21 protein-coding genes and 1 other RNA gene are annotated in these 21,380 nt (G+C 45.3%); 11 read left to right on the forward strand and 11 right to left on the reverse strand.

Going from position 1 to position 21,380, the window contains the following annotated elements:
- Positions 1–17: 17 nt before the first annotated feature.
- The 4 genes from RH949_RS02800 to RH949_RS02815 form a co-directional block, all read right to left on the reverse strand.
- Positions 18–1,889 (reverse strand): protein kinase domain-containing protein, encoded by a 1,872-nt coding sequence (locus RH949_RS02800; protein WP_446351851.1) that lies wholly within the window; start codon positions 1,887–1,889, stop codon positions 18–20.
- A 271-nt stretch (positions 1,890–2,160) separates the two neighbouring features.
- Positions 2,161–2,382 carry a hypothetical protein gene (locus RH949_RS02805; protein ID WP_446351884.1) on the reverse strand — a complete coding sequence of 74 codons (222 nt, stop codon included), beginning with the start codon at positions 2,380–2,382 and terminating at the stop codon, positions 2,161–2,163.
- Positions 2,318–3,118 carry an RDD family protein gene (locus tag RH949_RS02810; RefSeq protein WP_446351852.1) on the reverse strand — a complete coding sequence of 267 codons (801 nt, stop codon included), beginning with the start codon at positions 3,116–3,118 and terminating at the stop codon, positions 2,318–2,320. The genes RH949_RS02805 and RH949_RS02810 overlap by 65 nt, the downstream gene beginning before the upstream one ends.
- Before the next feature lie 256 nt (positions 3,119–3,374).
- Positions 3,375–4,310 carry a hypothetical protein gene (locus RH949_RS02815; protein ID WP_446351853.1) on the reverse strand — a complete coding sequence of 312 codons (936 nt, stop codon included), beginning with the start codon at positions 4,308–4,310 and terminating at the stop codon, positions 3,375–3,377.
- A gap of 82 nt (positions 4,311–4,392) precedes the next feature.
- Here RH949_RS02815 and RH949_RS02820 point away from each other — a divergent pair, with 82 nt between their 5' ends.
- Together RH949_RS02820 and hemJ are read left to right on the forward strand one after the other, a co-directional pair.
- The gene (locus tag RH949_RS02820) at positions 4,393–5,358 is read left to right on the forward strand and encodes a stage II sporulation protein M (protein ID WP_446351854.1); all 966 of its coding nucleotides are present in this window, start codon (positions 4,393–4,395) and stop codon (positions 5,356–5,358) included.
- Positions 5,359–5,391: 33 nt separating this feature from the next.
- Positions 5,392–5,994: a protoporphyrinogen oxidase HemJ gene (gene hemJ / locus RH949_RS02825; protein ID WP_006100166.1), complete on the forward strand. Its 603-nt coding sequence runs from the start codon at positions 5,392–5,394 to the stop codon at positions 5,992–5,994.
- A gap of 215 nt (positions 5,995–6,209) precedes the next feature.
- On the opposite strand, the gene RH949_RS02830 is transcribed toward hemJ, so the two are convergent.
- Positions 6,210–7,118, reverse strand: a complete 909-nt coding sequence (locus RH949_RS02830) for a cation diffusion facilitator family transporter (protein WP_446351855.1) — start codon at positions 7,116–7,118, stop codon at positions 6,210–6,212.
- A 230-nt stretch (positions 7,119–7,348) separates the two neighbouring features.
- Here RH949_RS02830 and RH949_RS02835 point away from each other — a divergent pair, with 230 nt between their 5' ends.
- Together RH949_RS02835 and RH949_RS02840 are read left to right on the forward strand one after the other, a co-directional pair.
- Positions 7,349–7,699: a hypothetical protein gene (locus RH949_RS02835; RefSeq protein WP_006100292.1), complete on the forward strand. Its 351-nt coding sequence runs from the start codon at positions 7,349–7,351 to the stop codon at positions 7,697–7,699.
- A gap of 102 nt (positions 7,700–7,801) precedes the next feature.
- The gene (locus RH949_RS02840) at positions 7,802–8,197 is read left to right on the forward strand and encodes a hypothetical protein (protein WP_446351856.1); all 396 of its coding nucleotides are present in this window, start codon (positions 7,802–7,804) and stop codon (positions 8,195–8,197) included.
- 535 nt (positions 8,198–8,732) lie between these two features.
- Here RH949_RS02840 and RH949_RS02845 read toward each other — a convergent pair.
- The 5 genes from RH949_RS02845 to RH949_RS02865 form a co-directional block, all read right to left on the reverse strand.
- Positions 8,733–8,993 (reverse strand): DUF4327 family protein, encoded by a 261-nt coding sequence (locus RH949_RS02845; protein ID WP_044206360.1) that lies wholly within the window; start codon positions 8,991–8,993, stop codon positions 8,733–8,735.
- Positions 8,994–9,262: 269 nt separating this feature from the next.
- Positions 9,263–10,909 (reverse strand): glycoside hydrolase family 3 N-terminal domain-containing protein, encoded by a 1,647-nt coding sequence (locus RH949_RS02850; protein ID WP_446351857.1) that lies wholly within the window; start codon positions 10,907–10,909, stop codon positions 9,263–9,265.
- A gap of 156 nt (positions 10,910–11,065) precedes the next feature.
- Positions 11,066–11,464: a 30S ribosome-binding factor RbfA gene (gene rbfA, locus RH949_RS02855; protein ID WP_006100005.1), complete on the reverse strand. Its 399-nt coding sequence runs from the start codon at positions 11,462–11,464 to the stop codon at positions 11,066–11,068.
- 244 nt (positions 11,465–11,708) lie between these two features.
- A complete protein-coding gene (locus RH949_RS02860) occupies positions 11,709–11,912 on the reverse strand; it encodes a DUF751 domain-containing protein (RefSeq protein ID WP_446351858.1) in 204 nt (67 codons plus the stop codon).
- A 157-nt stretch (positions 11,913–12,069) separates the two neighbouring features.
- Positions 12,070–13,305, reverse strand: coding sequence for a family 10 glycosylhydrolase (locus tag RH949_RS02865; protein ID WP_446351859.1), 1,236 nt, complete (start codon positions 13,303–13,305; stop codon positions 12,070–12,072).
- A 288-nt stretch (positions 13,306–13,593) separates the two neighbouring features.
- Here RH949_RS02865 and RH949_RS02870 point away from each other — a divergent pair, with 288 nt between their 5' ends.
- The 7 genes from RH949_RS02870 (at position 13,594) to RH949_RS02900 (ending at position 20,660) form a co-directional block, all read left to right on the forward strand.
- Positions 13,594–14,166, forward strand: coding sequence for a DUF924 family protein (locus tag RH949_RS02870; protein WP_446351860.1), 573 nt, complete (start codon positions 13,594–13,596; stop codon positions 14,164–14,166).
- Between the two features lie 879 nt (positions 14,167–15,045).
- Positions 15,046–16,224: a hypothetical protein gene (locus RH949_RS02875; protein WP_446351861.1), complete on the forward strand. Its 1,179-nt coding sequence runs from the start codon at positions 15,046–15,048 to the stop codon at positions 16,222–16,224.
- 35 nt (positions 16,225–16,259) lie between these two features.
- Positions 16,260–17,408 carry a magnesium/cobalt transporter CorA gene (gene corA, locus RH949_RS02880; RefSeq protein WP_446351862.1) on the forward strand — a complete coding sequence of 383 codons (1,149 nt, stop codon included), beginning with the start codon at positions 16,260–16,262 and terminating at the stop codon, positions 17,406–17,408.
- Between the two features lie 74 nt (positions 17,409–17,482).
- On the forward strand, positions 17,483–18,094 hold the full coding sequence (locus RH949_RS02885) for a hypothetical protein (RefSeq protein ID WP_446351863.1): 612 nt from the start codon (positions 17,483–17,485) through the stop codon (positions 18,092–18,094).
- Between the two features lie 56 nt (positions 18,095–18,150).
- An RNA gene (gene rnpB, locus RH949_RS02890) (RNase P RNA component class A) lies at positions 18,151–18,575 on the forward strand.
- A 154-nt stretch (positions 18,576–18,729) separates the two neighbouring features.
- Entirely contained in the window at positions 18,730–19,437 is a 708-nt protein-coding gene (gene rnc / locus RH949_RS02895; protein ID WP_446351864.1) for a ribonuclease III, read from the forward strand.
- Between the two features lie 119 nt (positions 19,438–19,556).
- Positions 19,557–20,660, forward strand: a complete 1,104-nt coding sequence (locus tag RH949_RS02900; RefSeq protein WP_446351865.1) for a Gfo/Idh/MocA family protein — start codon at positions 19,557–19,559, stop codon at positions 20,658–20,660.
- Between the two features lie 54 nt (positions 20,661–20,714).
- On the opposite strand, the gene RH949_RS02905 is transcribed toward RH949_RS02900, so the two are convergent.
- Positions 20,715–21,344, reverse strand: a complete 630-nt coding sequence (locus RH949_RS02905) for a Uma2 family endonuclease (protein ID WP_446351866.1) — start codon at positions 21,342–21,344, stop codon at positions 20,715–20,717.
- Between the last annotated feature and the right edge of the window lie 36 nt (positions 21,345–21,380).

Genomic DNA, 21,380 nt, shown 5'->3' on the forward strand with positions numbered 1-21,380 from the left:
CTTCAACGACATTCCTGTTATGACTGATTACTTTTTTGGGATAGTGGGGAAGAACCTGCCGGACATTGAATCGTATTCTCCACCACTTCAGGTTGACTCGGAGGCGTTTTTGACGGTTGATTCGTTTGACAAATTTGATCACTCGTTGATTCTCCAGTGACAAACACTGCTCCGGTATAACTCCTTAAATCCGGTTTTTTTGCTTGCGCCGTAACCAGCGCCTCCTGTTGATTCGCGGAGACGATCTGATACTGGTAAGATTCAGGTTGTGATTGCAAGGGAATTGCCAACTCCTCGAAGCTAGAGGCAAATTTTTCATGTTGTAAATAGAAAATTTGTTGGCTTTTATTCACCGAATTAATAAACGATTTTGCCTCTAATTCTCCCGCTAAATCAATCGGGGGTAATGGTGAGGGAGTCAGGATAGTGTGGGTGGGTAAAATCGGTTGAGGTTCATTGGGAGATAGGGTAGATTTTGCAGTGTTTTGATTCTCTGAGACAGTTGACTCGCTATCGTTGGCGGTGTCTGTAGATGGAGAAGAAACCTGATTAGAAAACGGACGCTGTTGCCAATACACATAGAAAGGAGTCACCGCTACTCCCACAATCAGCAAGCCAACGGCTGCTATCCATTTTGCTTTTTTCCCTTTCAGCAGATTGAGCCAATTCGACTGAATCGGTTTTTGGGCTGGGGAGAAGGATTTAGAGGGATTGGACTTGGACGCAACCGCTCTCCGGGGACTCGCCTCCGATTCATCCTTGATAATCTGCGTTGGTGCGTCCGGAGCATAATCCCATTGCGCCGTAGCATCTTGGTTATCAAGATTTGTCTCTGATGTGGGATTGTTGACGGCTGAATTTCGAGGATGTTTGCGCGATGTCGCTGCCGAATTTTCTCCGGTTCCGGTCAACGATTGGGCAGAATTTCTCATGCCCGACTGACCCGTTGCTCCGCTAGTTTTCTTTAACATCCGAGTGGGCATATCGGTCAATTTTGACGCTGGGGTTTTCCCCCTTTGCCCAAGGTTCCCTTTCCCAGCAGGGAATGTAATGATACCCGAATTGTAATGACTTAAATTATTCAGATCAGCCAGAACAGCTGTGACGGAAGGGTAACGCTGACGGAAGTCATAGCGCACCATTTTATCAATGACATAACCAAGTCCTGGGCTAATATTGAGTTGATTGCGCCAGCTAAATTCACTGGTTTCAGGGTCTTGGGGCAATTGTTTGGGGTGTGATCCGGTCAAGGCTTGGAGACCAATCATCCCCACCGCATAGATATCACTGCTAAAGCGAGGTTTTCCGGCTAATTGTTCATTGGGCATATAGCCGGCTGAACCAATGGCAATCGTCAGCGCCGTTGGTTCATGAGTTTCCACAGGTTGAGTACTGATTTGTTTAACCGCGCCAAAATCAATTAAAACAATTTTATTATCGGATTTGCGTTTGATGATATTGGCGGGTTTGAGATCCCGGTGAATCACTTGATGCTGGTGAACAAATTCCAGAATCATTAAAATCTCTTGTAATAGCCGAATAACAATTGCTTCTTTTAATGGCTTACCCTGGGGTAAAAGTTTAGATAGACTATCACCTTCGATAAACTCTTGGACTAAATAAAATTCTTGATTTTCTTCAAAGTGAGCAAACAGTCGTGGAATTTGCTCATGGTTTCCTAATTTGTACAGAACCTCGGCTTCGGTATTAAATAAACGTCTTGCTGTCTGCAACATCGCCGGATCAGTGGTTTTTGGCTTCAGTTGCTTGACAACACACCAAGGATGACCTGGTAATTGTTGATCTTCTGAGAGAAAGGTGGTTCCAAACCCACCCGCTCCAAGCTGACGAATAACGCGGTAGCGCCCACTAAGTATAAGATCGGTCATGAGAGTTTTATCTAGGTTGTCAGCGTAAGCCATCTGATCCAACGAGACTGCAATTTGCACATTAATCTAACTTTATTGTCGCTGCTAATTCGGCAAGCTAACAATCAATCGGTGTTGAATGCATCACGAATTCCCTCCATGTTCGCTGTTCGCGCCTTTATTCACTCTATGGCATCCTAGCACCCAGTATCAGTCAAAGCGCTTTGTGAACCAACCGATGAGCGCTTCCTTTCTGAAATTGGATTCGATAGAGTTTTGCACCCCTCCTTTCTCAGGATAATCGCAATCGGGCGATCATTGAAAGGCTTACTCTATCACCAGGTCTATCACGAGTACCCGATCGAGTATTCCCAGTTTGAGCGATCGCGGTAGCGATTGGTTTGAGTTCAGCCCTTTGCTGGCAATGATCTGGATCACTGATTTTCAGTTTATCCAGAGTAACGGCTAGAAGATTGCTGCTGATATGCCAGATACACCGCCTCAAGAAAGACATTTGCCGTCACCTTTTGAGGCACATTTTCCAGGTCAATGATGTCTTTCACCTGACTCGCCAGTTGTCGGCTTAACTGGGTGCGGGCTTCTGCTGTCATCCCGTCACGTCGTTGCAAATACTCTCGAATGACAGCAAAATCATCGGGTAATAAGCGAGATAAATCAGCTTGAGTCTGGAGTTGATTTGCCAGAGTTGTGGCTGATTCCGATACCGAAACGTTGGCGGCGGTAAGGGGTTGTTCTTCCTGAATCACTACGGTTCCAGCAACCCAATCTCCAATTCGCTTTTCGCGTTTTCCTAAGGCGATAAAAAATACTCCCAGAAAAAATAAATCATCAACGGGTCGTAGTAAAGCCCGTAACGTCGCTTGCTGGAGTCTCGCCGGTCTGCCATCATCGCGAATGACGCGAATTTTCACATAGCGCTTTCCTGGCGTTTGCCCTTGCCATAAGGTTTCAAAGAAAACAAAGTAACCGACATAGATAAAAAATGAAATTAAGAGTTGGATTGAAACCAACCAAAGCTCTAACTGAGTATCACTGCCGATTAAATCTTCAATAACATCAATAAATTGAATCGATAAAAATACCCACGCAATTAGGAAAATAATTAGAATTAAGCCCCAGACAATATAGTCAATTAACAGGGCATAGGCTCGATTGCCGATTCCGGCGAGCGTGAATTCCAGTTCAACACTTTCTGGAGTTTGCAGCGTAATTCGGTTAAAAAAGCGCATGGTCAATAGAATTTATCAGTTTAACGTGAATGCCACTGACTGGTATGCTGGTGGGTTGAGCGAAGTCGAAACCCACGATGGCGGACTGACACAGCTAAAATAGTGGATTATATTGGTCGATTTTAGGCGCACAACCTGCGCCCCTACAGTTTATGGATGTAATTCTAATCCACCAAATAAGATGTGCCACGCCACTACCGTATATCATAAGTTTCGGCGATTGATTTATTAATGCTGATTGAGTGTGCTATTCAGTTTAACGTAGCTGCATTCCCAATCCTTCCCGACGACTGCGGAGGTCATAGTAAACCACAGCTTTAATGGCTTGCCAGAAGGGTAAGACTAAAATTCCCCCCACTAAACTAGCAATAAACGAAACTAAATAAACCATCCAGTACAGACTTGATCCAGGTTCAAGTTGTAGGAGAAAAATCTGCGGTGCATAGCCCGTCAGTATCAGAATCGGTAAGGTAACTAAGAATGTAATTAAAACGACTCCTTGAATTCGGAAAGCTGAGTTTTTACTTAACTCCCAACTTCTATCAATACTTTGTTTTCCATTAACTTCCTCTTCAACCGCTAAAGGAACTTCAGCAATCAGCCACCGAGCAAAAAACCAGGTTAATCCACCTAAAAGAATAACCACGGCAATGACTCCACCAAGAATTGTTGCTACGACAGAACCTGTGAATGGATTAGCGAAGAGTCCGCCCAAGACTAAATCGATGATGATGCGGAAAATAACCATCATTAAAACGGCGACAATAGCTAGGGCAATATAGACTAAAAATAATAACAGTCCGACTTGAAATGCCACTCTAAAAAATGACCAATTGCGGTCATTAAGCTGACGGCGAGCGTCACTCATCCGTTCAGGTTGACTGATTAATTCCCCAAATGCTAAACGCGATATTAACGCCGAATTCACCAAATATTTAGACAATCCCCAAATTATCAAGGGTATCCAAATTAAAAAGAGTAACCAAGATGGTAGAAGTGGAGAAGCTATTCCCGACCAAGCTGAAGACAGCAAAAACAAGATTATGTTGGCTGGTGCTAACCATAATGTTGCGATAAGAGCAATACCGAGATACATCTGTAAGTGAGAACGGTAAAGCACCAAGCCAGCGCTAACTACATTACCCACACTCAAGGGTCCCATGGATTGGCGGGGGTCGGGATTCTGGGACATTGGCTAAACATCTCCTGATCGGTGAAATGCTGAATTTAAAGCTATCTTAAGCTAAGTTAGGCAGAATCTTCAGTGAAATTTCATGAATATTCAACGTTGGATTGCGCGGCGAGAACCCAATTGGAAGCGGTTGGATACTCTGTTGCGGCAAGTGGAAAAAAAAGGGTTAAAGTCGTTACAGGCGGCGGAAATTCGGGAACTGGCGAGTTTATATCGTTCGGTATCGGCAGATTTAGCCCGGGCAAGAACCAACCAGGTGGGAACTCTCCTGGTGCAAGATTTACAACGGTTGACCTCTCGCGGCTATAACCAAATTTATCAAGGTTCTCGACGTCAGGAATGGCAAGCGGTGTGGCAGTTTTGTCGCTGGGGGTTTCCAGAGGTAGTGCAGCGCACCTGGGGTTACACTGCCATAGCTACAGCAATTTTTTTGGGGGCGGCGCTGGTGGCGTGGTGGTTGGCTTGGACTGATCCGGTGTTTATGTCGCTGGTGGTTCCGGATCATTTGATCGAGAAGGTGCGCGATCGCGGAGAATTATGGATGGGTTCGATTGTGGGTATTGAACCCTTAGCCTCTAGCAATATTATGATTAACAATATTCGCGTCTCCTTTGGCGCGGTTGCGGGTGGCATTACAGCAGGTGCCTATACGATCTTCTTGATGGCATTCAACGGATTGCATATTGGTGCTGTCGCCACCTTAGTCGGTCAAAATAATTTAGCATATCCCTTTTGGGCGTTTGTATTCCCTCATGGTTCCCTGGAACTCCCCGCCATTTTCCTCGCTGGGGGTGCAGGCTTGTTAATCGGTCGAGGAATTCTGTTTCCTGGACAATATCGTCGGGTGGATGCGATTAAAGTGTATGGGTCTCAAGCCGCCCAGTTAGTCTTTGGCATTGTACCCATGCTGATTATTGCTGGGATTATTGAAGGCTTTTTCTCGCCGAGTCCTCTGGTTCCCGATTTGATTAAATATGTGGCTGGCGTGGGACTATTTACCCTGTTTGTCCTTTACGTTACTCGTCCCTTAAGCCGTAATCCATCTTAAAATAAGGAATTGGCAATTGTAAAGGAATAATTTATGGCTTACTTCTGGTATAAGGCATTTCACTTAATTGGCATTGTTGTCTGGTTTGCTGGGTTATTCTACCTGGTGCGTCTGTTTGTCTATCATGCAGAAGCCTCTCAGGAAACAGAACCCGCGCAAACGATTCTGAAAAATCAATATCAAATCATGGAGAAGCGTCTCTACAACATCATTACCACACCGGGAATGGTGGTGACGGTTGCCATGGCAATTGGTTTACTCACGACTGAACCAGAGGTTTTAAAATCCGGTTGGATGCACGCGAAGCTGGGGTTCGTCTTAGTCTTGCTGGCGTATCATTTTTACTGTGGTCGGTTGATGCGACGGTTAGCTTCTGGAGACTGTCAATGGACGGGTCAACAGTTTCGCGCCCTCAATGAAGCGCCGACTGTCCTACTCGTGGCGATTGTTTTACTGGCTGTATTTAAGAATAGTTTACCTACGGATATCACCGCTTGGGGAATCTTTGCTCTGGTGATTGCGATGGCAGCATCAATTCAACTCTATGCGAAAAAACGGAAGCGGGATAAGGAAAAACGTCTGGCAGAAGCCTCCTCAGCAACCAGCGACGAGATGACCGAACAGGTATCTGCTTGAACGATCAATTCAGTAACAGTTTTCTATAGTAGGATACATATCGCTAAGGACAAACCAACTGTGGTGGAGACGTTCTGCCGGAACGTCTCTTCTGGTTAAGAAGAGTAAACATTGGGATTAACAGTTCCTTATCTTTTGTGGAAAACTAACGGGTTTCTGTGGAAAAGTGGCAATATCTGTGGAAAAGTCAGGCTTTTTCCAGGGCTGCTGAGGGGTTAAAAGGTTATCTGATCCGACTCGTAAGCTGGAGGTTCGACATGAATCAACACGCGCACTGGATTAAAGCGTTCTTCTAATCGATCCTCCACCGCTTCGGTAATTTGGTGGGCGGTTTCCACGTCTTTGGCATCAACAATCAGATGCATTTCCAGAAAGACTTGACGCCCCAAAACGCCACGAGAGGCGATATCGTGGCAGTTGATGACTCCAGGAACTTGCATAACAATGACTTGAATCGCTTCGGGTGCGATCGCGACTTCATCAACTAACCAGGGTAAGTTATCCGTTAACACTTCCCAGCCACAGCGAAAGACTAACAGGGCGACAGGAAAGGCGAGAATCACATCCAACCACTGAAGTTGGGGCAGATTCCATACTTCTCCTTGCCAAATACCAATCAATCCTAGCAAAACCGTAATCGTTACCCACACATCACTCATCGTATGTTGAGCATCCGCTATCAAAATCGCACTTCCCACCCGCTTCCCCACATTTCTTTCATAGAAGGTAACGAAAATATTCACGCCTAAGACAATCAGCAGTAACCACAACTCTGACACAGAAATCGTGATTGGCGTTAAACCGTTGACAATCCTCTCGATTGTGCTTTTGAGAATTTCAAAACAGGCGATGCCCAAAAACGCCGCAATCCCCAAAGCGCCTACTGCTTCAAACTTCTGATGACCATAGGGATGTTCGCGATCGGGATGAGGAGACGAAAATCGATTCGCCACTAAACCCAAAACATTATTGGCACTATCGGTGACACTGTGCAACGCATCAGCTTGTAAACTCAAAGATCCGGTTAAAATGCCCACACCGGCTTTCAATACCATCACGAATACATTCAACAGCAGGGTAATCAGCAATACCTTGCGAATTTCAGCGCGTTTGTCTGCTGGCATGATAGTTGCCCTCGATAAGGAATTTCCCCTATCCTTAGTTTAGTCAGGAAAATGACTCAAACTCTTGTCCTTTAATGCTTTTAATTCTCCAAGCTCCCTAAGTTTTTGTCGGCTTCTTGCGAGTTTTTCTAGGAATTGTGTGCCAAAACGTCTCATTCTTTGGTAGATTTTCGGAGGGACTCAATTACCATCTTCTATCAGTAAGCGCTCGTTATTAAGATTTATTGCTCATGGTTCCAGCTCAACTTACCCTCAATCTGGCTCAAGGGTCTGTATCATTCAAATTTACACCGGAAGCTGCCCAAAATTTACAAAAGGCACTTGCCCAACTTGTACAAACCTTAAAAGCTACGGCTCAAGCCCCAGGCAGTACCAGCAAGCCCAGTCCACAAAAACCAATAGAGTACCAATATACTGGGGATGTTTTCTTGGAAATTTTCTGCAATCCCAATATTTACCCCAGTCCCTTTGCGGCTAAAGTTCTAATCACACTGAGGGATGAACGCATCCGTTTGAGTACGGAAGCTGAACTGACTCGGGTGATTGAGGATGTCAATCAGTATCTCGAACAAGTTGGCTGATGAGTGACCAAAATCAAGAGATCTCCGGCTCCTCGTCCTTGCCTTTCGGCTGGATAGTGTAAAGTATTGTAAAATAAGCAACGGGTCAACTTTATTGACGCTATGAATCCTAACAATATCCAAGACACTTTACAAACTGGCTTTCGTGTATCCTTAGGGGCGACCACTTCCCTCATCGAAAGTCTCCAAGATGAGCAAAAGCGGGAAGAAAACCTGTCCCTGCTCAACTTAGACTTCAACCAACAGGTTGCTGAGTTGTCGAAAAAAGGCGAAAAAACCGAGCAAGAGGCTCAACGCTTGATTGGACAGATGTTCAGCCAAATGAACCAACCGACAGACTCAGCTACACCATCAACACCTAGCGATAGCGGTTCAACACCACCAACGGGAACCACGTCTAGAAGTACCCAACAAGAACTTGAAGAACTGACGGTGCAAATTGCTCTGATCCGTACTGAGTTGGAGCAGATGCGTAATCCCGACTCGAGTCAACAATAAGTAGGGCTTACTGCACAACCCGGAAACCCTGATCCATCAATACTTTGAGGCGTATGGACAGTGGATAAAGTGCCAGGAAATGGGGTAGCATCCTTCATAAGTATGGCATCACCTTGCTCAGGGAAAATGTACCCTTGCTTCCCCAGCTCCCCCAGCTCCCCCTACTTCCCCTGCTCCCCCTCACCTCACCACTTATTCAGCAAGCCCTAGTTAGGGGATCGGTTGTCAGACATTGGTAAGGGCGCATGTCTATGCGCCCCTACATTATTTCAGGTTATCCAAATTTTAATATGCAATTACATTGGTGCTTTGTTAAGCGGTCTCCTTTTTTAAGGGTTGTATCAGGAGCAATAGCTAGGGCTGAAGCCTAATGATGAAAGGGTTTGCCAAACTAAATCCGTACTTGTCCTTGACTCGGCAATTCATCAATGACACAACCAATGACAACGAACCGATAACAAACGTTTACGGAGCAAATTTTGTCCAAGTCCCTATATATAAGCGCCGAGCCAAAATCCCTCTCAACTGAGGCTATCTAATCATTTTCCCATTCTTCGGAACCAATTAAATCACCAATGCGGTCTCTCAGCAAGAAATCGCACAGCTCTAGTTCGCATTCGACACAAACCCATTCGCGAGCGGGAATGTATTGACAAAGAACGTAGATGGGTTGCTGACGGCTGACTACTCCTTTCTCCACGAGTTGACGTGCTTCTTCTTGAATCACATCAATGGAATATCGAATCGAGGGAGTAGAGGGAGCAGAAGGAGTAGAGGGAACGGTTTGAAGGCTCATCGGACTCATAGATATCATCCTGACTAAATATCAAGCTACGTTCTAACTATAAACGAATTTGGCTAGCCTGAAAAGGTATCTCGTTCCGTATAGGAGGTTACAAAGTTATTCAATTTATGAATAAAAATTACCAAAGATAAAAATTATATCCCCATCGGCTAGCTACCGATTACAGGCTGAAACCCTAGTCATGTGGTTAATTTAGGGAATTGACACTCATACCGTCTCTGAGAAAGGGAGCGGGATCGCGGCAAACTAATTAATAAAAGTTAAATAAATTCTGTTAACCCATAACCAGATTCAATCTGATCAAATAATACCTTAAGTGCGATCGCCTGTGCCTCTGGCATCTGTCCGTAGGAGTAAACATAAGGCGTTTGGGCGGGGAGGTGGGGTCGGAACTGTTCTAGGATGTAGGGGCTACCATAAATCACCAATGCCTCTAATATTTGATTTTTTAATAATTGCTGTAGCCAATTCATCGCCACGGTGGTTAATCCAGCCGTATTCCGGAATGGATTACCGCGAATAAAAAGCTGTAGCAGCGTGGGAATCAGCCGATCATTCTCCTCCCTGGATATCCCTGGCGTATGGCGATCCACCCATTGCAATTGGTAGCCAAACTGTTGAGGTAGGATAACGGCTGGAGCATTTCGCCCCAAAACATCACAGGTGAGAATATCATCCACAATGATTAGGTTACGTCCCTGGGAGCTATTGGGGAGCGGTTTTGAGCGCAGGGGAAGGGAACCGCCTACTTGTTGAGAATCGCGGAGGATCTGAGTAACCGTCTGCATTGCCGTCGGTTGAGCGAGATGATTCAGAAATGATAACGGTTGAGAGGGATCACTCCGGCTCACTGGTACTTCTGCACCCCTGCTAATCTTCGCCTTCGCCTGCCAAATTCGTTCAACAGATGCCAGAATGCGATCGCGGGAAATTCGTCCCGCTGTTACTGCGTCACAGATGGCTTGAATCGTGGTTTCTGGATTAACAGGCATCAATAAAATATCCGCCCCGGCTTCCACCGCCTTTACCGGGGCTTCCGTTGCGCCATAACGATTGGCGATCGCACCCATAATTAAAGCATCGGTGACAATTAACCCTTCAAACCCCAACTCTTGGCGCAGCAGTTGGGTTAAAACTTTTTCGGATAACGTCGCCGGAAATTGCTCATCCAAGCTAGGGATCAGCAGATGAGCCGTCATCACCGCATCCACACCCGCCGCCATCGCCGCTTGAAACGGGGGAAACTCGATTTCGGCTAATCGCGATCGCGAATGAGATAATATCGGTAAATTTAAATGAGAATCGATCGCCGTATCCCCATGACCAGGGAAATGTTTCGCCGTGGTTAACACCGGAGAGTCTTGGGTTCCCCGGATAAACTGACAAGCCAATTGACTCACGGTTTCCGGTGTGTCAGAAAACGCCCGCACATTAATCACCGGGTTTTGCGGGTTATTATTCACATCAACCACAGGGGCGAGAATCCAATTAATCCCAATCGCTAAGGCTTCTTGAGCCGTAATTACCCCCTTGTGTCGAGCATGGTTTTGGGCTTTATCCAGACTCTCACAGGCAATCGCCCCAATTGCCATCGGTGGTGGAAACCACGTCGCCCCAGCAAATCGTTGACCGACTCCTTCTTCAATATCAGCGGCAACCAATAAGGGAATTGGGGCATACTCTTGTAATTGTCGCGATCGCAGTGCCAATTCTCCAGCACTCGCACCCAATAAAATCACACCGCCCACGCCCCAATCCTGTATCCAATGCTGCAATTTAGCGGCTGGAGGCTCCCAAGCCGGATACTGAATTTGATGGTCAAACAGGTAGCCAGACGCCCGCACCACAACCATCTGCGCCACCTGCTGCGCCAAGGAGAGAGACTCAATATCGGGTAAGGAATTCATATCATGTTTGGTTAAATACTTACACGTTGGTACTCTCCCAGGCAGAGGGCAGAGGGCATAAGGCTCCTAGTGCAAGAAGGCAGAAATAATCTGAACAGCTAATATCTCCCCCAGCTCCCCCAGCTTCATCGTGTGGCAAGTTAGACAAACATGATATCACTCGTTTTCTGCCTCAAACTGATCATCGAGTCCCTTACGGCGACGTTCTTGTGAGAGTTGATTCAATAGTGTCAACATACGAGCGCCACGTTCTAAGCCTCGGTCTTCAATAAAGACGACTTCTGGGGTACGACGCAAGCGCACCCGCCGACCTAATTCGCGGCGGACAAAACCCGTAGCTGATTGTAAACCTGCCATCGTTTCCGATTTTGCCTCTTCGGTGCCATAGATTGAGACATAAATTTTGGCATGTTGCAAGTCACCCGAAACATCGACATCGGTAACACTGACCATTCCAGCACCAACACGGTCATCTTTGATATCGTGCAATAACATTTGACTGACTTCCTGCTGAATCAGCGAGGAAACCCTAGACACACGGCGATTTGTAGCCATAACGCCCCCTTTACTAAATAGTCATTTATCATTCGTCATTCGTCATACTCGCTTCGCGAGAAGCAAGCTACGTCATTTGTCATTTGTCATTTGTCATTTGTAATCCGCTCCCCCAGCTTCCCCAGCTCCCCCAGCTCCCCCAGCTCCCCCAGCTCCCCCAGCTCCCCCAGCTCCCCCAGCTCCCCCAGCTCCCCCAGCTCCCCCAGCTTCCCCAGCTTCCCCAGCTCCCTCACTCCCTAATCTCCTAAACTGGATTCAGTCCTAGCATGGCACGCAGGGTGAAAACTAGGAACAGAAACGTCCCCACAACCAGACCCACGAGCGCGATCGCACTCACTGGATTACTCAGGACTGGCTTAAAGCGTTCAAATAAGGCAAAGAAGATGCCCAAGGATATACTAATCAGGTAACGGGGATATCGGCTAATGTTTTGCAAAAAGTCTTTCATTATCTCCTACCTCTAGTTTATTTTGCCTTTTAACTGTACCTTGGAGTTCTCAGACATACCATGGCATGTCTGGAACATGGCTGCGGTTCGCACAGAGGCAGAAATATCTGCCATTATGCACTATATCTTATTTCTCGGAATCTCTAGCTTGAGGTGGTTATTGATTTATAGAAGTAAACTTTTTGATAGAAGCCGCCGCCTCTTCAGGTTTCCCCGATGATGGGAATACTAAAATGCTCTTGATTTTGCTGTTATTCACCAGTTCTTTTAAACGATACAACTGCTGATCAGAAATAGCCACTCCGGCATAATTTTCGGCATAGTCTAGCTCTTGCTGAAAATTGTCGTCGTTATAAACTTGAATAAAAGCTCGATCGACATTCCAGTTTTTCCAATCTGCCGCAAAATAGCGTTTACTCCAATAAGGATTATGATGGCAAAGGTCAAAACTAACGGCTGGGTTAGCTTTCTTCATGTCAGCGATCATTTGCTGAACAAAATTAGTTAAATGGGTTGTGCGATCGACTTTTCCGGGTAAGTCAGCATGATATCCTAAGTAATCATCCCACTGCACAGCATCAATCGTCGGATACTTTTGCACAAACTCAACTAATATCTTTTTGAAAAAAGTCGCTACCTCTGGCAATTCTACATCCAGTAAGTAGTGATCAATACCCGCATAAGTTTTATCTACCCCAGGCACAATCCATCGTTGAGCGATCGCCCTGTCAAATATCGGGCTATTTTTATCAATTTTAATTCCCTTCTCAAAATAAGCGTGAACTTCCATTCCCTGCTTGTGCGCTTCATCAATCAACCACTCTAACCATTGCTCTTGAAACTCATTGGGACAACTGTTGTATCCGAAAGTTTGCTGCATCACCTCACTGGGATACATGGTGCAACCATTGCCCCAAACTCCATGAATAATTGTATTGATTCCTTGAGCGCGATAATAACGGACTCGTTCACGAATCATTTTTTCGGTCGCATTATTCGTGGCTTGATATCGACTTAAATAAATTCCCCTGATTTCCTTTTTCTGCCAAGGTGTTTGAGGGGATGGCGATGGCTTGGGGGTGGTGGGTAATGGTGAAGCTTGGGGATTAGGTGTGGGTGTCTCAGTCGGACTGGGTTCTAGGGGAGAAGCAGCAACCGATGCGCTTGGACTAGGTGTAGAAGTTAAATCAGTTGGGGTTGGGGGTTGAGGATTCGATGGAGTGGGTTGTTGCTGATGTTGTTGATTATTTGGCAAAAATTGGCGGATATTGAGATGAGCAAGTAGAGTGTCTCGCTGCATAAATCCCCAATAACCAGCACCAAACAAAACAAGTATTAATGAAATGGGAATAGAAGCACATCCACATCCCTTCTTTTCTTTTTTCGCTGGCATGACAACAAAGCGTAATGGTTTAATGATGACACAGCTTGGAGAAAGAGATTCTGGTTGCAGTTGCTTTAGGGGGTGAGGAGCAACCTGGCTAGAAACCTAGATCCACTTACTCCTAGCTTAACCCATTGCTTCATTTGCTCATTCTCGGTTGCGATCGCGTTCTTCACCCCATGGGGAGAATGTCAGGGAACGTTGAGGAGAGGGTGATCCCACCCAATTGAGTAGAAAGCAATTGTTAATTGATGCAAGGGGGTTGTCCCTACAGTAATGACAAAGGACAAATGACGAATGACAAAGGACAAAATTTTAGCGTTTTGGTTTGGAGAGCCAGATCATCCAGGGTATGGGAAACCGCGTCAGGCTTGGTTTACCAAAAATTTAGCCTTTGATGAAGAAGTGCGATCGCGCTTTTTGGACGAGTATCAACAAGCGGCGACGGGTCAACTCAACCACTGGCAGGAATTGCCTTATAGCTGTCTGGCACTGATTCTACTGTTAGATCAATTTCCCCGCAATATGTTTCGGGGTCAACCTCAAGCCTTTGCTACTGACTCTCAAGCTTTAGCCATCGCCCAACATGCGGTGTCACAGGGTTTTGACCAACAATTGCTCCCGGTACAGCGTTGGTTTATTTATATGCCCTATGAACATAGTGAGAACTTAGCACACCAGCGTCGGTGTGTTGAGTTATTTTCCACACTGAAACATGATCCAGATAGTGCCAGTACGATTGATTACGCCTATCGCCATCTCAAGGTAATTGAACGTTTTGGGCGATTTCCCCATCGTAACCCGATTCTAGGTCGAGAAAGTACACCGGAAGAAGTGGTGTTTCTTAAACAACCCGGTTCCTCATTTTGATCTGCTTTTTGATTGCTGATTGGGGAAGAGGTAATTAGACATGCAAGATTGGTTACATTAATGTGTAGGGGCGGGTTTAGGGATTAACTTTGATCGTTCCTACTAACTGGAATACAAAACCCGCCCTGCCTATAAACGTTATGAATAAGATTATATTGATTGACCAACGAACGGATTAGAGGGCGGGATTGGTTACATTAATGTGTAGGGGCGGGTTTAGGGATTAACTTTGATCGTTCATATTAACTGGAATACAAAACCCGCCCTGCCTATAAACGTTATGAATAAAATTATATTTATTGACCGAAGAACGGATTAGAGGGCGGGTTTTGACATACATCTTATCGACAGTATCCCAAGTGAACGGCTAAACCCGCCCCTACCGAGGATTTGTAGGAGTAGATGTCCACAGTTTGAGACTTACCGATCGCTTATTTTTTGGGTAACACTGGATCAGGTAATCACAGAGCAAGATTGGTTACGTTAATGTGTAGGGGCGGGTTTAGGGATTAACCTTGATCGTTCCTACTAACTAGAATACAAAACCCGCCCTGCCTATAAACGTTATGAATAAGATTATATTTATTGACCGACGAACGGATTAGAGGGCGGGTTTAGGGATTAACTTTGATCGTTCATATTAACTGGAATACAAAACCCGCCCTGCCTATCAATGTTATAAATAAGATTATATTTATTGACCGACGAACAGATTAGAGGGCGGGTTTTGACATACACCTTATCGAAAGTATCCCAAGTGAACGGCTAAACCCGCCCCTACAGCATATTTGTAGGAGCAGATGTCCACAGTTTTAGATTTGCCGATCGCCTATTTTTTGGGTAACACTAGATCAGGTAATCACAGATCAGGATTAAACTATGCTCGTATTTTTTATTCATGGTGTTGCCACATCTAACGTCAGATATGCCGATCCACTACAACGTCTTATTCAGGAAGAGTTTGACCAAATAGGACAATCTCGTCCCCATTTTTATTCTTGTTTTTGGGCAAATGTCCTAAAAGATGTTGGCAAGATATGGAACTGTATTCATCAAGACTTGCAGGAACTTAAGAGAGAATATCCCCAAACTAGCCCAGATGATATTTTCCGCTATCGAGAATTTCGGGAAGGATTTCTATCGGAGTTCGGCGGAGATTTTTTAAGTTACCTAAATCCTGAACGGGGTGTTGCTATCAGAAAGCTAATTGCTCAACAGCTAGCCGATTTTCTGACTAAGAATCCTACAGAAACCGAACTCCATATTATTACTCACTCGCTGGGAAGTGTTATCCTATGGGATATCTTATTTTCCGATAGATTCAGCACTGAAGATCCAGCTCATGATATTCGCGCCGTGATTCATGGCTTAAGCCAATCTGAACCAAGGAGAAAAGTACATCTCAAAAGCATCACAACCATGGGATCACCGATTTTGTTCTTGAATATGATGTTAGAGGTTAGTCCAGATAAACTTAAACAATTTGCAAATTGTGATCAAAACCAACCCCTAAGATGGCGGAATATCATTCATTCCTCAGATTTGGTTGCTTATCCGCTGCGGTCAAGCTTAAATCTTCAACCCTCTGATAACATCTTTTTTCGAGATGAATATATCTCGACTGATGCTAATCTAGCTGAAAAAGCTGCCCGTGCTATTGGTCAATTTGAAGCAGCACTTGCATTAGGTGTCGCTGATGCTCATGGTTCTTATTGGCATTGTTCCCAAACTGCTAATATAATTACGTCTAATATTCTGGGGAGTCAAGGAATTATCCGAGATGTGATTAATCGTTTATATAAAGTTCGCGGTATGACCAAGAAAATGTTGGATTTTACCAAAGATAGTCCGATCGATAGAAGTTTACAGCCGCTCAATTTCACAGATAGTAGTGGAATCCTATACCTCGTTGTCAATCCTCTTCAAGTGCATCATGTTTATGTTTGTGACGCTCAAGATAACTGTAAATTTGCTGGATATGTTGGTTGGATGGATACTGGGGGATTAAAAGAAGAAGTTGAATGGATTAAAATGAATTTGTGCCAAGTCACGGAATAATCCTTACCCTAAGGATAAACACTCAGGAGCGCTAAATGACACAACGACATTTTCCAGGGAGCAAGTTAGCCACAAGATCCAATGATGACGATGATGACGAAGATCTATTTGAGTATTTCTATGATGAGCCGGGGAGTTTACCGGGAACCTTAAGCATTGATGAGGATGCTTGTCCGTCATTCATCGTTCTGATTGACTACGATGAAAGTCACGCCAATCGGGTAACCAATTTAACCGCAGACGCCTGTACTCCTTATCTGACAAGCGATTCCGTATCTTGGCTGGATATTCAGGGGTTAGGTAGTGAAGATATTTTATTAGGCTTGGGGCGAATTGTGGGGTTACATCCCTTGCTATTGGAGGATGTGGTTAATGTTCCGCAGCGTCCCAAAGTGGAGGATTACAGCGACCAGTTATTAATTATAGCCCAGATGGTCATGCCTAAACCCACAGAAGATGGGTTTTGGATTGAGCAAGTGAGTTTTGTCTTAGGGAAATCCTATTTGCTAACGTTTCAGGAGGAACCAGAACGGGATTGTTTTGAACCAGTACGCGCTCGAATTCGGGGACATAAAGGTAAAATACGGCAAGCGGGTGCGGATTATCTGGCGTATACGCTCTTGGATGCGATCATTGATGGGTTTTTTCCAGTGCTGGAAGACTATGGGGAACGCATCGAAGCGTTAGAGGATGAAGTGATTCTCAACCCTAATCACCAAACCCTGGAGAAAATTTACCAGGTTCGGCGGGAATTACTGGCATTACGCCGTTCAATTTGGCCCCAACGCAGTGCGATTAATGCATTAATTCGCGACGGTAGTAATTTGATTAGTTCAGATGTTCGCATTTATCTACGGGACTGTTATGACCACACGATTCAGGTACTTGATATGGTAGAAACCTATCGGGAATTGGCTTCGGGTTTAATGGATGTTTACTTGTCCTCCGTCAGCAATAAAATGAATGAGGTGATGAAAGTCTTGACCATAATGTCCACGGTTTTCATCCCAATCACCTTTATCGCAGGGGTTTATGGGATGAACTTCCAATATATGCCAGAATTAACCTGGCGTTGGGGATACTTTGTCTGTTGGGGCGTGATGATCGCGATCGCGGCGTCTTTATGCTTCTTTTTCTGGCGTCGCGGCTGGTTCGAGGATTCTCGCTTTGCCAAACATGATTAAGGTTGAGTGCTGACGACTAATAACAGATCATGGATTTACTTGCTTTTGTGTATTAATTAGGAGTCTTGGGGTTTATGGATTTTGCCACAGAATTAGCCCGAAATATATTAGTTTTAACCGTTTATTTTATTGTTGTTGCCTTAGTTTTTAACCAAGCCTTTCAGTCCTTAGATAAGCTGGTGAAATTTGAAACCGATGCGGCTCATCTAAATCAAGACTTGTCCAAATATCAGCTACAGGACTTTCTAGTCGTAAAATTTTCCTTTGCCGATAAATACGAATTGGATGAACTGAAACGATTATCCATGAGTATTGAAAATAAATCCAAAGATGTTTTCGTTGAAATTGATTGGAAACAGTGTTTTATCAGTGATTTCGATAAGCGCATTCGGCGAGCCATCCGCGTAATTCCCGGCAAAAATGAGGCAGCTTCTCAATCACCAAGTACAATTCTTCCGGGTCAAACCCTAAAAGAAGAGATTAGCGATGAAAAGATAGGTTCTCCTCTTGTTTCCCCTAAAAACCTACAAGCAGCGGCTGACAAAAACGACTATTTTTACTTGCGTTTATTCTTAAAGATATCGGAAGCAAATACAAAAGGACGTACCTGCAACCTACGCTGTCAGTTCATCGCCAAAAATCTGTCCTGGCAAAAAGCACTGGTTCTCGCCTTACAACCAAAATAATTACGGTGTTCCGCCCCAATAAATAGCCCACGGCGATTAAAATAGATCACTAAGGAGAGAGTCGGCGCAGGTGGTTGCGGATTCACCCAAGTGGTGAATCTGAGGAAAGTCCGGGCTCCCGAAAGACCAAACTTGCTGGGTAACGCCCAGTGCGGGCAACCGTGAGGATAGTGCCACAGAAACATACCGCCAATTTGTCATTAGTCCCTAGTCTGATGTCTATAACCAAGGACATAAGACAAAGGACATACGACAAGTTGGTAAGGGTGCAAAGGTGCGGTAAGAGCGCACCAGCAGCATCGAGAGGTGCTGGCTCGGTAAACCCCGGTTGGGTGCAAGGTCGTTAGGAACTACGGTTGGTCTTTTACCAGTTCCTGCTTCAAGAGCCGCTAGAGGCGTCTGGTAACAGGCGTCCCAGATAGATAACTACCCTCCTAGTGATATAGGAGAACAGAACCCGGCTTACGTCCAACTCTCTCCCTTCTAGTCATAAGTTTATTGTAGGGGTGGGTTTAGGGACTCAAGCTAGCTTGTCACTAATAACTGAACAACAAAACCCGCCCTTATTCATGGACTCCTCCCCATACATAAATGACAGGGGGTTCCGTCTATCCCCTTACCAATCCGTTTTTTCGATGACCATTGACCCCAGACGACAAAAACAACTGCAAAAATTAGTGCAAAAGCTCGGATTACTGGATAATGCGCCTGTTCAATGGGATAAGCTTGACTTGGCGCTGACTCATCCCAGTATGTCCCGTGATGTGAACTATGATCAGTTGGAGTTTGTCGGGGATGCGGTGGTGCGAATGGCTGCCTCAGAGTTATTATTTGAAACCTATCCCAACGCTTCAGTCGGTGACTTTGCGGCAATTCGTTCCGTGTTGGTGAGCGATCGCGTCTTGGCTCAATTGGCTCAAGAGTATGGACTGGAGCGATACTTGCTCCTGGCTCCCAGCGCGGCGGCTGATCCTAGAGGTGAGATGTCACGGCTGGCTGACGCCTTTGAAGCGATCGTTGGCGCACTCTATCTGAGTACCCACACCTTAGAATTAATTCGCCCTTGGCTTGATCCTCATTTTCAGCGATTGACTGAAGATATTCTTAAAGATCCCGCCCGCCAAAACTATAAAGATGCTCTCCAAGAATGGACTCAAGCTCACTATAAATCTTTACCCGAATATCGCCTTACCGAAACCAATCCCATTGAGGCAGACGAGAATCGTTTTACTGCCCAAGTTTGGTTTAAAGGTCAACAATTGGGTGAAGGACAAGGACGCTCTAAAAAAGCGGCAGAACAAGCCGCCGCTAAAGCAGCTTTGGCTAAAGTGATTGGTGATTAGTCATTTGTCCTTCGTCATTTGTCCTACTCGCTCCCAAAAATAAGCAAGCTACGTCATAGTGACATCAGGGTGATAAACAACGATAATAGTGAAACCCGCCCCTACAGATTCAAAATTTCATGAAGACTAAAATTGCCGTATTGGGAGCCGGACGCTGGGGTACGCATTTGGTGCGGAATTTCGCGTCACATCCAGATGCCCAACTGGTAGCGGTAGTTGATTCCTCTAGGGAACGCTTAACTCAGCTTAAAGAACGATTGAACCTGAATGACAATGTGGTTCTAGCAGACAATTGGCAATCGATACGTTCCCAGATAGAGTGCGATGCGGTTGTAATCGCGACTCCGGCGGTGACTCATTATTCCCTGATTCAAGACGCCCTACAGCAAGGGTTCCATGTGCTAGCCGAAAAGCCGTTGACACTCGATGCGGCTGAATGCCAACAGTTGTCTGATTTAGCCCGTCAACAGCAGCGCCAGTTGATGGTAGATCACACCTATTTATTTCATCCGGCTGTTGAGCAGGGTAAAGCGGTGGTGCAATCTGGATGCTTAGGAGAATTGCGCTATGGCTACGCGGCTCGGACTAATCTAGGACCCGTGCGTCAGGATGTAGACGCGCTGTGGGATTTAGCGATTCATGATATCGCGATCTTCAATACCTGGTTAGGTGAGCAACCTGTGCAAGTTCAAGCCACGGGACGGGTGTGGTTACAACGGCAAGAGGGATCTGTAGGGGCGGGTTTAACCAATAACGTTTCACAAGAAACCGCTAATGTAACTAAACCCGCCCTTCTTGAGAAACATGATTTAGCCGATTTTGTTTACGTTATTTTGACATACCCAACGGGTTTTCAGGCATATATTCACTTATGTTGGCTCAACCCCGATAAACAACGGCGTCTGGGGGTAGTGGGGAGTCAAGGAACATTAATTTTTGATGAGATGGAAAATGATGCGCCCTTAACGCTTCAGCATGGGTATTTTGAGCAAAGTGGAGACGTGTTTACGCCTGCGGGTTTACGGCGGGAAGTCATCGAAATCGAGCGTCGCGAACCGTTGGCGCAAGTGTGCGATCGCTTTTTGCAGAGCATCCGCGATAATCAACCTGTATCAGTATCTTCCGGCTGGGTAGCGGCTCAACTGGTTAACATTCTCAGTTGTCTATCCCAGTCTCTCCAACAAGGAGGAACACCGATTAAGGTTCCTCAGTTAGCGGAATGATAGATAACTTAAAAAATTGGGTAGGATGTGGGGTGTCGGGAAAAACTTTCGACCTCAATTTTCTCTGTCAATAAGAGTGTCTTCTGGATTATCTTCAGGAAAAACAACATCTTCATACAGCAAAGAAATAGGGCATCGGAAATCAACGCTAGTTAAATACACATCTAATTCTGTCCCGCTAGTCGTTGTTTCTTCAAGAGAATAAGCTGTCAATTCCCATTTTCCCATCTCATTGAGTCGGTAGCATTCCACGTTCATTTTGTCTGGCTCAATCAGAACATATTCTTTCAAACTATCAATCCGACGGTAATGCCTAAATTTTTTGCCCCGGTCAAAGGCTTCTGTCCCCGGCGACAGGACTTCGACAAGCAAACAGGGATGATAGATAATTTTACGCGATCTTTGGTCTCGCGGATCGCAACTAACCATCACATCTGGATAGTGAAATGGTCCCTGACGTGAAACTCCTACTTTGGCATCTGCCATAAAGACTTTACAGCCTTTACCCCTCAGGTGATTTTTGAGTGCAGATGTCAGATTTACGGCAATAGAGTTATGGGAAAGGGTTCCCCCTGTCATCGCCAAAACCTTGCCATTAATATATTCGTACTTAATGGTTTGTTGTTCTTCCCATTCCAGATACTCTTGCGGAGTTATTCGTTGATTTTTGAGTTGAGCAATCATTGAAAATGTTTCTTTTAAATATGACTATAGTAAACT

The organism is Coleofasciculus sp. A1-SPW-01 (assembly GCF_040217205.1).
GTDB lineage: Bacteria > Cyanobacteriota > Cyanobacteriia > Cyanobacteriales > Coleofasciculaceae > Coleofasciculus > Coleofasciculus chthonoplastes_A.